Consider the following 13,284-nt stretch of genomic DNA (forward strand, 5'->3'; position numbering starts at 1 on the left):
GGGAAGGGCCCACGTCCTCGACTGCGACGAGAACCGGCTGTCGCTTCTACACCTATGACGCTACCGACGAATAGCAGTGTAGATCTCAGTGGGCGCCGGAACACTAAAAAAAAAACGACGGGCACCGGCCGGCGGCGACGGCCGCCGGGGCGCCCGCAGCAACCCCGCGGGCTGACCGGACGAGGGACGGACGAGAGACGGGTGCGGGGCGCGTACGGCGCCCCGCACCCGTCCGCCTAACCTGGACGGCATGTCAGCGATCCGTCTCCTCGTCCTGGGCGCGGTCCGCCAGCACGGGCGGGCCCACGGCTACCAGGTGCGCAACGACCTGGAGTACTGGGGCGCGCACGAGTGGTCCAACGCCAAGCCCGGATCCATCTACCACGCCCTGAAGCAGATGGCGAAGCAGGGACTGCTGCGCGCCCACGAGATCGCCCCCTCGACGGCCGGCGGACCGCCCCGCACCGAGTACGAGATCACGGACAAGGGGACCGGGGAGTTCCTGCGCCTGCTGCACGAGTCGCTGGTCGCGTACGACCAGAAGATGGACATCCAGTCCGCGGCCATCGGCTTCATCGTCGACCTGCGCCGGGACGAGGCGCTGGGTCTGCTGCGGCAGCGGATCCGCGGGATCGAGGAGTGGCGGGCGGCTGTCACCGAGCACTACATCCCCGAGGACGGCCCCGCTCAGCTCGGGCACATCGGCGAGATCATGAACCTCTGGGTGCACACCGCCGACTCGGACGCGGCGTGGACCCGCGGGCTCATCGAGCGGATCGAGGGCGGCGCGTACACCTTCGCCGGGGAGGGCGAGCCGTTCGTGGGCGTGCTCGCGCAGGGCGAGGAGAACCCGTACGCGACAGGGGTGGCGCACCCCGGCGACGTGCGCTGAGCACATTTGACGCAGGGATTCCGCGCGCACTACCTTGCGCCGGTAGTCAAGTTTGACTAGACGACCCGGTAGAGGAGTGGCCGTGACCGGCACAGCGATCACCGTCGAAGGGGCACACAAGAAGTACCGCGGCAGACCGGCGCTGGACGGGCTGGACCTGGAGGTCGCGCGCGGCACCGTGCACGGGGTGCTCGGCCCGAACGGCGCGGGCAAGACGACCCTGGTCCGGATTCTGTCCACCCTGCTCCGGCCGGACCGCGGCCGTGTCGAGGTGGCCGGGCACGACGTGGTGACCCAGGCTCCGGCGGTACGGTTCCGGATCGGCCTGCTCGGGCAGCACGCGGCGCTCGACGAGCAGCTCGGCGGCCGTCAGAACCTGGAGATGTTCGCCCGCCTCCACCATCTCGGCGCCCGCCGGGCGCGCGAGCGCGCCGACGAGCTCCTGCTGCGCTTCGGCCTCGCGGACACCGGGCGCAAGGCGGTCGGGCAGTACAGCGGCGGCATGCGGCGCCGGCTCGACCTCGCCGCGTCCCTCGTCACCGATCCCGAGGTGCTGTTCCTCGACGAGCCGACGACCGGCCTCGACCCCCGCGGCCGGGCCGAGGTGTGGGCCTCCGTCCGCTCCCTGGCCGACGGCGGTACGACGGTCCTGCTCACCACGCAGTACCTGGAGGAGGCCGACCAGCTCGCCGACCGCATCTCGGTCGTCGACCACGGCCGGGTGATCGCCGACGGCACGGCGGACGAACTCAAGGCCCGCACGGGCGGCGACCGCATCGACGTGGTGCTGCGCGACGCCGGCCAACTGGCCGCGGCCGGGGCCCTGCTGCCCGCGTCCGGGGGCGAGGTCTCGGTGGACGCCGACCGGCGGCTGGTCAGCGCCCCGGTCGCCGACCGCATGGCGGCGCTCACGGGGGTGGTCCGCGCCCTGGAGTCGGCCGGCATCGAGGCGGAGGACATCGCCCTGCGCCGCCCGACCCTCGACGAGGTGTTCCTGCACCTGACCGGAAACGACCACCGCACGAAGGAGACCGCGTGAGCGCCGCGTACACCACCCGGGGCCCGGCCCGGCGCGGGCGGGGATCGTACGTCCTCGCCGACTGCTGGACCATGACCCGGCGCGAACTGGCCCACTGGGCCCGGCAGCCGGTCCAGGTGCTGGTCGGCCTCGTCTTCCCGGTGATGCTGCTGCTGATGTTCGGCTACCTCGTCGGCGGCGGTCGTGAGGTGACGGGCGACTACCTCGGCTATCTCGTGCCCGGCATGCTCGCCCTCACCATGGCCTTCGGCCTGGAGGGCACGATGCTCGCCGTCACCCAGGACCTCGACAAGGGCGTGATCGACCGCTTCCGCTCGATGCCGATGACCAACGGCGCGGTTCTCGTGGGCCGTTCGGCCGCCGACATGCTCCAGTCGGCCGCCGGCCTGGCCGTCCTGATCGGCGTCGGCCACGCGCTCGGCTGGCGCACCCACGGCGGGGCCGCCGCCTTCCTCGGCGCCGTGGGCCTCCTGCTGCTGTTCCGCTTCGCGATGCTGTGGATCGGCATCCAGCTGGCCCTGGTGGCGGGGAAGCCGGAACTGGTGCAGGCCGTGCAGATCCTGGTCTGGCCGGTCGGCTTCCTCTCCAACGCCTTCGCCACCCCCGAGGCCATGCCCGGCTGGCTGGGCACGGCCGTCCAGTGGAACCCGATGTCCCAGACGGCGACGGCGGTACGCGACCTGTTCGGCGGCCCCGGTGGCGAGCCCGGTCACGTCTGGGCGGCCGTGGCCTGGCCGTTGGCCCTGCTGGCGGTCTTCCTGCCGCTGGCGGTACGGAGGTTCGGGCGCCTGAGCGCGTAGCGGTTCCGGTCCCGGGGCGGCAGGCCCGCCCCGGGACCGTCCGGCACCGGACTTTGCGTGCTCGTGGCCTTCCTTGCCGGCCCTTTACCCGCGCCTCGCGCGTCCGGCCGCACGGAGGTATCAGGTGCCGCAGGCAACCATTCGGCGGGCAGCCGGACTTACCTCACCGACCAGCGACAACGCGCCCTGGAGCGGCTGGAGTCGGCCGTCCGGGCGGGTGCGGAGCGGGCCCCACCGGTTGGTAATGCACTGGTCAATCTTCCCGACATCCCCTGGACACCCCGAATCGACGGTCCATACCGTATGCAATCTCCAGTATGGAGAATCGCGCTGACCAGCTGAATGTTCGTCTCGACACCCCCTGAGCACGGCCGCTTCGGCGTGCCCGGGGTCGTACCACGTCGTACCACGCCGTACCACCGTGTCACCCGACTGCGCGCTGTCACGATCCGGGTCTGCCGCCCCGGACCTCAGCTGCCCGGACGGCGTACCACCGGGCCCGGCCATGCCGGGCCGAGCCGCAGGGATGGTCCGCTCCACCCCTCCGCATGAAGAGAAGGGCCCAGGGGGCGCACGCCAGGTTCTTTTCAGGCAAGGGAAGGCACCGATGTCAGCAACACAGCACGTGGTTCCCGGGCAGTACCGGGAGGTCAGCGACGCGAACGGTCGCGTCTACCGGGTCGGGGAGACCGACCGCTCCCTCCTGGGGAGGCCCCGGGCCTGGATGGTCTGGCTCCCCTGGATCGCGATGATGGGCGTCAGCGTCTACGAGTACGGCTACAGCTCCGCCGAGGCGGTGCTCGAGCACGCCCACGGATGGACCCTGACCGAGACGTTCTGGATCGCCAGCATCTGGGCGGTCTTCCAGGCGGGCGTCGCGTTCCCCGCAGGACGGCTGCGGGAGACCGGGGTCCTGCCGGCCAGGACGGCCATGCTCGCCGGAGCGGTCTTCTCCGGACTGGGTTTCCTGGCGCTCTCGCACCTGAGCAACCCCTACGTGGTGATCGCCGGTTACTCGGTGCTGGGCGGCACGGGCGCCGGCCTGGTGTACGCGACCTGCATCAACATGGTCGGCAAGTGGTACCCCGACAACAAGGGAGCCCGCACCGGGTTCGTGAACGGCGGCTTCGCCTACGGAACCCTGCCGCTGATCTTCGTCTTCAACTACTGGTTCCACCCGTCCAACTACAAGATGGTCCTCGACCTGATCGCGCTGGGCATGGTGCTGGTCGTCGCCTTCTGCGGCATGTTCTTCCGCGACCCGCCGAAGAGCTGGTGGCCGCACGACGTCGACCCCCTGAACCGGGGCGTCAGCGAGGACGCGCGCCGGGTGGCCAAGCGACTGGCCAAGAACCCGCCCGCCAAGGGCCAGTTCACCCCGATGGAGGCGATCAGGACCGGGCAGCTGCCGCTGATGTGGTTCGCCCTGGTCTGCATCGGCGGCGTGTCGCTCTTCGGCATCAACTTCCAGGTCCCGTTCGCCAAGAGTCTGGGCTTCGGCCCGCTGGTCGCGGCCTCCTCGGCGGGTGTGCTCGCCGTGGTCAACGGCGTCGGCCGGGCCATCGTGGGCTGGCTGTCGGACTACCTGGGCCGGCGTCAGACTCTGGGCCTGGTACTGGTGGTGGCGGGACTGGCGCAGTTCGGCGTGCTGTGGTCGGGCCAGGCGCACAACGAACCCCTGTTCCTGTTCTTCGCGTTCCTCAACGGCTTCGGCGGCGGGGCGTTCTACCCGCTGTTCGCCGCGCTCACCCCGGACTACTTCGGTGAGAACAACAACGCGCAGAACTACGGGCTCGTCTACAGCGCCAAGCTGGTCGGCGGTGTCGGCGGCGGCGGTGTGGCCGCCGGAGTGGTCGCCGCCTGGGGCTACGCCGGGGCGTACTACCTGGCCGGCGGCATCGCCTTCCTCTCCGCGCTGATCACGGTGTTCCTGCGGCAGCCCGGCGCCCCGCGCCGGAGCGGCGACGGGAGCCCGTCGGTCGAGGTGGGTGGCCGTACCCCCTCCCCCGCCGAGGCCACCACCTGACGGCTGCGGTACCGGGGCTCCGCGAGGAGCCCCCCACAGATCGTGCGCGGGCGAAGTCGCCCGGCCCGGGGCGGCGGCAGTCCCGGGCCAGGTGCCCGCGTCACGGAGGCGGGGCCGGCCGGTGGGGCGCGCCCCCTGGTCCGTCCGGCCCCGCCCGTCCCTCCTTCGCCGTGTCCTCCCGTTGATCCCGTTCCTCCCTCCCCCGAAGACGGTCCGGGTGCCCGCCCCAGGCACCCGGACCGTCGCCCGTTCCCGGCGGCGGGCCTCAGGCCCGCCCGGCGTCGACGGCGGCGGCGATCTGCCGGCAGTAGAAGTCGGTGGTGTTGCGGGTGTGGCGGCGCATCAGTTCCTCGGAACGCTCCGCGTCGCCCAGTGCGATGGCCTCGATGATCGTGGCGTGCTCGTTCCACGCGTCCCGGCCGCGGGGCCGGGCGATGGGCATGTAGTACCAGCGCACCCGCCGGTCGACCTGGAGGATCAGCTCGGCGAGGACCTGGTTGCGGGACAGTTCGGTGATGAAGCCGTGCAGCGCGGCGTTGGCCTCGACGATGCCGCGGGCGTCGTCCGCTGCGAGGGCGGTGATGCCCGCGTCCTGCAGGTGCCAGAGCCGGGCCACGTCCGCGCCCGTGGCGTGCAGCGCGGCGCCGTGCGCGGAGTGGGTCTCCAGCACGGCGCGCACGCTGAGCAGTTGGGTGGCCTCCTCCTGGGTGGGGGAGTGGACGAAGGCGCCCTGGGCGGGGCGCAGGTCGACCCATCCGTCGGTCTGCAGACGCTGCAGGGCCTCCCGCACCGGCTGGCGGCTGACGCCCAGGTGGTCGGCGAGTTCGGCCTCGACCAGGTGCTGACCCGGTCTGAGGGTGCCGTTGATGATCAGTTCGATCAGGGCCTCGTAGACGGCCTGGCGCAATGGTGCCGGCCGGGTGACCCGGACGGCGGCGGCCGCGGTACGTGTCTCGCGCATGAGCCCCCCTGTCGGCTGAGTTCTTTGCACAGTGCCAAGAATACAGATTTCGGTATGCAATGCAGGGCGCAGGGTTGGACACGGCTTTGCGGGACACGGCCGTCCGCGTGCGGATGCGTGCGGATGCGTGCGGATGCGCGCGGGCGCCGGCGCCGGTCGCACAGCGGACGGGGCGGGGGAAGCCGTGCTTCCCCCGCCCCACCGCCGCGGGCGGAACCACCGTCAGGCAGGCGCGGGCTGCTGGTCGGTGCGCACGCCGCGCGACGCCGCGGAACCGGTTTCCGGCGTGCTCAGCGAGCGCAGGATGGCGTCCACGCTCTCCTTGGCGTCGCCGAAGAGCATGCGGCTGTTCTCGCGGAAGAACAGCGGGTTCTGCACCCCCGCGTACCCCGAGGACATGGACCTCTTGAAGACGACGACGTTCTCCGCCTCCCACACCCGCAGCACCGGCATGCCGGCGATCGGGCTGGCCGGGTCCTCCTCCGCCGCCGGGTTGACGGTGTCGTTGGCGCCGATGACCAGCACCACCGTGGTGTCGCCGAAGTCGTCGTTGATCTCGTCCATCTCGAGCACGACGTCGTACGGAACCCTGGCCTCGGCCAGCAGCACGTTCATGTGCCCGGGCAGCCGGCCGGCCACCGGGTGGACGCCGAAGCGCACCCGCACCCCGCGCCGGCGCAGTGCCTGGGTCAGCTCCGCCACCGGGTGCTGCGCCTGCGCCACCGCCATGCCGTAGCCGGGGGTGATGATCACCGACGTGGCGTTCTCCAGCAGTTCGGCCGTCTCGTCCGCGGAGGTCTCGCGGTGCTCGCCCTGCTCGACGTCGCCGCTCGACGGCGCCGGTGCGCCGAAGCCGCCGGCGATCACCGACAGGAAGGAACGGTTCATCGCCTTGCACATGATGTACGACAGGTAGGCGCCGGAGGAGCCGACCAGCGCGCCGGTGACGATGAGCAGGTTGTTGTTGAGCAGGAAGCCCGCCGCGGCCGCGGCCCAGCCCGAGTAGCTGTTGAGCATCGAGACGACGACCGGCATGTCGCCGCCGCCGATCGACACGACCAGGTGCCAGCCGAGCGCGAGCGCCAGGACGGTGACGGCGATCATCAGACCGAGGTCCGGGCTCACCGTGAACCACACCGTGAGGGCGACGAAGGCGACCAGCGCCCCCACGTTGAGGGCGTTCTTCCCCGGCAGCGTCAGCGGACGGGACTTGATCCGCGCCGACAGCTTCAGGAAGGCGACGATGGAGCCGGTGAAGGTGACCGCGCCGATGAAGATGCCGATGAACACCTCGGCGTGGTGGATGCCGAGAAGGTCGGCGGCGACCCGGGTCTGCGCGTCGCCGTGCGCCTCCACCTCGTAGTAGCTGTTCCAGCCGACCAGCACCGCCGCCAGGCCCACGAGGCTGTGCAGCACGGCGATGAGCTCGGGCATCTGGGTCATCTCCACCCGGCGCGCCCGCCACAGGCCGACGGCGCCGCCGACGGCCGTGGCGGCGACGATCAGTACGACCGCGCTGCCGGGGATGTCCTGCGCCGCGGCGACGACGGTGGCGACCAGCGCCAGCGCCATGCCGCCGATGCCGTACGCCACTCCGGCGCGGGAGGTGCGGTGTTGCGAGAGTCCGGCCAGGCTGAAGATGAACAGCAGCGCGGCGACGATGTCGGCGGCCTGTGCGGCCGTGGTTGCGTTCATCGATCCTCAGCCCTTCGAGAACATGCCGAGCATGCGGCGGGTGACGGCGAATCCGCCGAAGATGTTCACGGTGGTCAGCATGATCGCCACGACCGACATCACGGTGACGGCCGGTCCGGCGTGGCCTATCTGCAGCAGCGCTCCGACCACCACGATCCCCGAGATGGCGTTGGTGACCGACATCAGCGGGGTGTGCAGGGCGTGGTGGACCTTTCCGATCACGTAGTAACCGATGACGACGGCCAGCGCGAACACCGTGAAGTTGCCCACGAGCTGGGCCGGGGAGAAGGCGATCAACAAGAACATCGCGAGCATGCCCGCGGCGATCAGTCCGTAGCGCGCGGCCGGGGTCAGGCGGGGCTCCTTCGGCGCGGGCGCGGTCGCCGCCGGCGCGGGGGTCTGCCCGGCGGCGGGTGCCGCCGTCACCTGGACGGGCGGTGGCGGCCAGGTCTTCTCGCCCTCCCGCACCACCGTGACGGCCCGCTGCACGACGTCGTCGAAGTCGAGCGTCAGCCGCCCGTCCTTGCCGGGCGTCAGCAGCTTGAGGAGGTTGACGAGGTTCGTCCCGTACAGCTGGGAGGCCTGCGCGGGCAGCCGGCCCGCCAGGTCGGTGTAGCCGATGATCGTCACGTCGTTGTCGGTGACGATGGCCTTCCCGCTGACCGTGCCCTCGACGTTGCCGCCCTGCGCGGCGGCCATGTCGACGATGACGCTGCCGGGCCTCATCGAGGCCACGTCGGCCGCCGTGATCAGCCGGGGGGCCGGGCGGCCGGGTATCAGCGCGGTGGTGATGATGATGTCGACGTCCGCGGCCTGCTCGCTGTAGATCTCGGCGGCACGCCGGTCGTACTCCTCGGAGGTCGCCTTGGCGTAGCCGTCGGCGCTCGCCTCCTGGACCACCTCGACGGCGAGGAACTCCCCGCCCAGGGAGCGGACCTGGTCGGCGACCTCGGCCCGCGGGTCGGTGGCGCGTACCACCGCGCCGAGGCTGCCGGCCGCGCCGATCGCGGCGAGGCCCGCCACGCCCGCGCCGGCCACCAGGACCTTCGCCGGCGGCACCTTGCCCGCCGCGGTGACCTGCCCGGTGAAGAAGCGCCCGAAGACATGGGCCGCCTCGATGACCGCCCGGTACCCGGCGATGTTCGCCATCGAGCTGAGCACGTCCATCGACTGGGCCCGGGAGATGCGCGGGACGGCGTCCAGCGCCAGCACGGTGATGGGCCGTGCCGCCAGTTCCTCGACGAGTTCGGGGCTGTGGGCCGGAGCGATCAGCCCGATCAGGGTCGCTCCTTCGCGCAGCTTCCCGATCTCCTCGTGCGAGGGTGCGTTGACCTTGAGGACCACGTCCGCCTGCCAGGCGTCGCCGATCCGCGCGCCCGCTTCGGCGTAGGCCTCGTCGGGGAAGCCGGAGGCGGCTCCCGCCTCCGGCTCCACGACGACCTCGTAGCCGAGGCCGAGGAGCCGGCGGACGCTGTCCGGTGTGGCCGCCACCCGTGTCTCCCCGGCGGTGGACTCGGTGACGACACCGATCTGCTGAGGGGGTGAATCCGACATCGCTCTCCTTTTCCGTCGCTTCCGACCGATGTCCCGGCTCGTCGGCCGAGCCGTTGTCGGCACTGCGTGTTCCCCGGCCTCGTGGTGCGGCCGTGCGGGCCCGGGACCGCGTGTGCGGCGAAGCGTTCCCCTGCTTCGTGCTCGGTCAACCTGTCGGGAGCGGGTGTGACCCGGTTCATGACCCAGCGGGGCGCCGGAGACCTCTGACGCGGCGCCGGCCGGGATCATGTCCCGTTCGGGGCGCGCGACTTTCCGTGATGGGGACTGTACATCCCCAGAGGGTACTGCATACAGTATTCATTCCCCCTTCGAATGGAGAGGAGTCGCCGTGAAAATCGCAGTCCTCGGAGCCGGTGCGATCGGCGCTTACGTGGGCGCGGCACTGCACCGTGGTGGCGCCGACGTGCACCTGATCGCCCGGGGTGAGCATCTTCAGGCGATACGGGCCGACGGAGTCCGGGTGAACAGCCCGCGCGGTGACTTCGTGGCCAAGCCGCACGCCACGGACGACCCGGAGGAGATCGGCCCCGTCGACTACGTCTTCCTGGGCCTGAAGGCACACTCCTACGCGACCTCCGGTCCGCTGATCTCCCCGCTGCTCGGTGAGAAGACCGCGGTGGTGGCCGGTCAGAACGGCATCCCCTGGTGGTACTTCCACAAGCTGACCGGCCCCTACGAGGGGCGGCGGATCGAGGCCGTCGACCCCGGCGGTGCCACCAGCGAGGTACTGGCACCCGAACGCGCCATCGGCTGCGTCGTCTACCCCGCGACGGTCATCGAGGCCCCCGGTGTCATCCGGCACCTGGAGGGCACCCGGTTCTCCATCGGAGAGCCGGGCGGCGGCGTGTCCGACCGGTGCACGGAACTGAGCGAGGCCATGATCGCCGGCGGTCTCAAGTGCCCGGTGGAGCCGAACCTGCGCGACGACATCTGGATCAAGCTGATGGGCAACGTCGCGTTCAACCCGATCAGCGCCCTCACCAGGGCGACCATGGTCGACATCTGCAAGCACCCGCACACCAGGCGGCTGGTGACCCTGCTCATGGAGGAGACCCTCGACATCGCGGCCAGGGTCGGCAGCACCCCCGACATCTCGATCGAGAAGCGGCTTCGGGGCGCCGAGGGGGTGGGACACCACAAGACCTCGATGCTCCAGGACCTCGAGGCCGGCAAGCAATTGGAACTCGACGCCATCGTGACGGCCGTCGTGGAGATGGCCGACATCTCCGGCGCCGAAGCCCCCAACCTGCGGGCGGTCCACGCCGCCACCGACCTGCTGGCCCGCGGCGTCACCGCCGCATAGAAGAAACGCGCCACCGCGCGGAGACCGGTTCCCGCCCGGCCCGGCCCGCGCTCACCCATCCCGACAGACCCGCGGCTCGCCGGCCCACCGCCGGACGGCCGCTGCACCACCTCCGGGGTCCGGTCCCGTCGCGGCGGCGACGTGACCGGGCTCCGGGCAGGGGCCCGCGCCGGCTTCGCGGGCACGAACGAGGGCCGCGATCCGGCTCGGTAGGCTTTGCCCGGTCACACCGCAACCAGCTCGTCCGCCGTCGGCCGTCCGGGGACGTTCGCCACCCCGGGAGCGCCGAACCGCCGGCACCGACGGCGTTGCGACTCCAGCAGGAAGTGCCGGCGGGGCCGCGGCCCAGGCAGAGAGGAGTCGTTCATGCTGTTCCGTCAGCTGGAGTACTTCGTGGCGGTGGCCAGGGAGCGGCACTTCGCCCGGGCGGCGGAGTCCTGCTACGTCTCGCAGCCCGCGCTCTCGGCGGCGATAGCCAAGCTCGAGCGGGAGCTGAACGTCACGCTGATCAACCGCGGCCACAACTACCAGGGCCTGACCCCCGAGGGCGAACGGCTGGTGGTATGGGCCAAGCGGATCCTCGCCGAGCAGGAGGCCTTCAAGGCCGAGGTGGCCGCCGTCCAGTCGGGCATCACCGGCACCCTGCGGCTGGGCACCGAACCCACCGCGTCCACCACCCTCGTCCTGCCCGTCGCCGCGTTCTGCGCGGCGCACCCGCTGGCCAAGGTCCAGGTCCGCTCCCGGCTGTCGACCACCGAACTCCACCGCCAGCTGCTCGCCTTCGAACTGGACGCCGCGATCGCGCACTTCGCCCCGCACGACCGCGAGAGCCTGCAGATGATGCCGCTGTACGAGGAGCGGTACATGCTCCTCGCCTCCAGCGACCAGCTGCTGCCGCAGACCGACACCATGAAGTGGGCGGACGCGGCCACGATGCCGCTCGCGCTGCTGACCCCCGACATGAGGATCCGGCAGGTCATCGACGACGCGTTCGCCGAGAGCGGGGTCGTGGTGACCCCGCAGGTCGAGACGGACTCGGTGGCCGCCCTGTACGCCAGCGTGGGCGCCGGCGCGTGCGCGAGCATCGTCCCGCACACCTGGCTGCGGGCGATGCCGCCGCTCGGCAGGATGCGGGCCGTCCGCCTGGTCGAACCCGACGCCAGGGCGCGGGTGTCGGTCGCCATCCACGCGGCGACCCCGGGTTCGGTCGCCGCGCGGGCCTTCATGAACGCCGCCGCCGGGCTGTCGCTGGACGAGTTCTTCGACCAGCCGCTGCCGGCGGAGCACCGCGTCAGATGAGCCCCGGCCACACGGGGTCCTGTGCGTACAGCAGGTCCACCGCGGCCCGGTCCAGCCCGCCCTTCGCCGTGTGCGGGAGCGAGGTGACGATCCGGATCCGGTCGGGGACCTCGAAGGGGGCCAGGCGGCCGCGGCAGTACCGCCGCACCTCCTCGGCGCCGGGCGCCTCCGATCCGGGCCCCTCGGCCGGGGAGAGGACCACGGCGGCGCCGACCCGCTGCCCGTACGTCGCGTCGGGCACGGCGAACACCGCGGCCTCGGCCACCCCGGGACACCCGGCGAGGACGTCCTCGACGTGCTCGGGCGAGACCTTCTCGCCGCCGCGGATGATGATGTTCTTCAGGCGCCCGGTGAGGAACAGGTGGCCGTCCTCGTCGAGCGCGCCCAGGTCGCCGGTGCGGAACCAGCCGTCGACGAAGCCGTACGCGGTCTCGCCCGGGTTGCCGAGGTAGCCGCGGGCCACCGTCGGCCCGTGCACCCACACCTCGCCCTCGCCGCCGGGCGGGCAGGGCTTTCCGTCCGGGTCCAGCACCCGCAGCTCGACACCGGCCGGCCGGCCGACCGAACCGTGCTTGAGCGGCCCGTGCTGCGGCAGCGGCTCGCTCGTCGCCTGGTGCGCGGACTCCGTCATGCCGTACGCCGACAGCAGCGGCGCGCCGAGGGTGCGCTCCAGCGCCCGCTGGGTGGCCGTGTTCAGGGGCGCGCTGGAGCTGCGCAGGAACCTCAGCGCCGGCGCCTGCGGGCCCGTGAGGTCCGTCGCCGCCCGCTCCAGGAGGATCTCGTGGATGGTCGGCACCGCGGTGAACCACGTGGCACCCGCCGCGCGCATGTCGTCCCAGAAGGTGTGCGCCGAGAACCGCCCGCGCGCGGGCAGCAGGACGCAGCCCCCGCTCGCCAGCGTCGACAGCAGGGCGGCGAACAACCCGTGCCCGTGGAAGAACGGCATCGCCGCGACCGTGGCGTCGTCCGGGCCCAGCTCGTACACGGCGCACACACCGCGTACCGCGGCGGCCACCGCGCCGTGCGTCAGCGGGACCATCTTCGCCCGGTCGGTCGTCCCCGCGGTGAACAGCACCAGGGCGTCCTGCGCGGTGAGTTCGCCGGCCGCGCCCCCCGCGGCGGCCGGCGCGCCCGCGCCCGTGTCCAGCGCGGCCGTCGCCGTCCCTGCGGGGGAGAGGTCCACCCGCAGCGTCCAGGCCGGGACACCGGGCCCCACGGCCGCCGGCGGGGCGCCGCCCGCGGCCGGGCCCAGCAGGACGGCCCGTACCCCCAGCGCCTCCAGCCCGGCCGTCATCCGCGGCTCGGGCAGCGCGGGGTCGACGGGCGCCACCACCAGCCCGGCGCGCGCCCCGCCCAGCAACGCCGCCACGAACTCGACGGTGTTGGCGCTGACGAGACCGACCGCGTCCCCGGGGCGCAGCCCCGCGGCGGTCAGGCGCGCGGCCACCGCGTCGGCCAGCTCGTCCAGGGCGCGGTAGGAGACCCGCGCGCGGTCGGCGCCCGTGATCAGCGCCGGTGCCTGGGGACGTCCCCGGGCGGGCGGGTCCAGGAGATCGGTGAGGCCCGTCAGCGCGGGCGGCCGGTAACGGCCGGGGTCGCGCACGGATGCTGCGGCCGGAACGGCCATGGCCGCACCTCCTCGCGCCGGGAATGTCTGATGAACCGTCCTCAGCGAGACTGCGCGGGGCGCCGAGCACCCGTCCAATACGCACTGG

Annotated in this window: 10 protein-coding genes; 6 read left to right on the forward strand and 4 right to left on the reverse strand. The window is 72.2% G+C overall.

Annotation, left to right across the window (positions count from 1 at the left end; translation table 11 throughout):
• Positions 1-250 precede the first annotated feature (250 nt).
• The 4 genes from PV342_RS36745 to PV342_RS36760 all read left to right on the forward strand — a co-directional run bounded on the left by PV342_RS36745 (position 251) and on the right by PV342_RS36760 (position 4,757).
• The gene (locus PV342_RS36745) at positions 251-892 is read left to right on the forward strand and encodes a PadR family transcriptional regulator (RefSeq protein WP_400807892.1); all 642 of its coding nucleotides are present in this window, start codon (positions 251-253) and stop codon (positions 890-892) included.
• An 82-nt stretch (positions 893-974) separates the two neighbouring features.
• Positions 975-1,931, forward strand: a complete 957-nt coding sequence (locus PV342_RS36750) for an ATP-binding cassette domain-containing protein (RefSeq protein WP_400807894.1) — start codon at positions 975-977, stop codon at positions 1,929-1,931.
• Positions 1,932-2,002: 71 nt separating this feature from the next.
• The gene (locus tag PV342_RS36755) at positions 2,003-2,731 is read left to right on the forward strand and encodes an ABC transporter permease (protein WP_400807979.1); all 729 of its coding nucleotides are present in this window, start codon (positions 2,003-2,005) and stop codon (positions 2,729-2,731) included.
• A 607-nt stretch (positions 2,732-3,338) separates the two neighbouring features.
• Positions 3,339-4,757: an OFA family MFS transporter gene (locus tag PV342_RS36760; protein WP_500320491.1), complete on the forward strand. Its 1,419-nt coding sequence runs from the start codon at positions 3,339-3,341 to the stop codon at positions 4,755-4,757.
• Positions 4,758-5,022: 265 nt separating this feature from the next.
• On the opposite strand, the gene PV342_RS36765 is transcribed toward PV342_RS36760, so the two are convergent.
• The 3 genes from PV342_RS36765 to PV342_RS36775 all read right to left on the reverse strand — a co-directional run bounded on the left by PV342_RS36765 (position 5,023) and on the right by PV342_RS36775 (position 8,967).
• Positions 5,023-5,718, reverse strand: coding sequence for a GntR family transcriptional regulator (locus PV342_RS36765; RefSeq protein WP_396348534.1), 696 nt, complete (start codon positions 5,716-5,718; stop codon positions 5,023-5,025).
• 222 nt (positions 5,719-5,940) lie between these two features.
• The gene (pntB, locus tag PV342_RS36770) at positions 5,941-7,413 is read right to left on the reverse strand and encodes a Re/Si-specific NAD(P)(+) transhydrogenase subunit beta (RefSeq protein ID WP_500320492.1); all 1,473 of its coding nucleotides are present in this window, start codon (positions 7,411-7,413) and stop codon (positions 5,941-5,943) included.
• Positions 7,414-7,419: 6 nt separating this feature from the next.
• A complete protein-coding gene (locus tag PV342_RS36775) occupies positions 7,420-8,967 on the reverse strand; it encodes a Re/Si-specific NAD(P)(+) transhydrogenase subunit alpha (protein ID WP_386986094.1) in 1,548 nt (515 codons plus the stop codon).
• A 328-nt stretch (positions 8,968-9,295) separates the two neighbouring features.
• On the opposite strand from PV342_RS36775, the gene PV342_RS36780 reads away from it, so the two are divergent.
• Positions 9,296-10,270: a 2-dehydropantoate 2-reductase gene (locus tag PV342_RS36780; protein WP_018562003.1), complete on the forward strand. Its 975-nt coding sequence runs from the start codon at positions 9,296-9,298 to the stop codon at positions 10,268-10,270.
• 366 nt (positions 10,271-10,636) lie between these two features.
• Positions 10,637-11,569 carry a LysR family transcriptional regulator gene (locus PV342_RS36785; RefSeq protein ID WP_018562004.1) on the forward strand — a complete coding sequence of 311 codons (933 nt, stop codon included), beginning with the start codon at positions 10,637-10,639 and terminating at the stop codon, positions 11,567-11,569.
• Here the strand turns inward: PV342_RS36785 and PV342_RS36790 are convergent.
• Positions 11,562-13,196 carry a FadD7 family fatty acid--CoA ligase gene (locus PV342_RS36790; protein WP_500320494.1) on the reverse strand — a complete coding sequence of 545 codons (1,635 nt, stop codon included), beginning with the start codon at positions 13,194-13,196 and terminating at the stop codon, positions 11,562-11,564. The genes PV342_RS36785 and PV342_RS36790 overlap by 8 nt on opposite strands.
• Positions 13,197-13,284 lie beyond the last annotated feature (88 nt).

Source organism: Streptomyces sp. PA03-3a, assembly GCF_033792735.1.
Classification (GTDB): domain Bacteria; phylum Actinomycetota; class Actinomycetes; order Streptomycetales; family Streptomycetaceae; genus Actinacidiphila.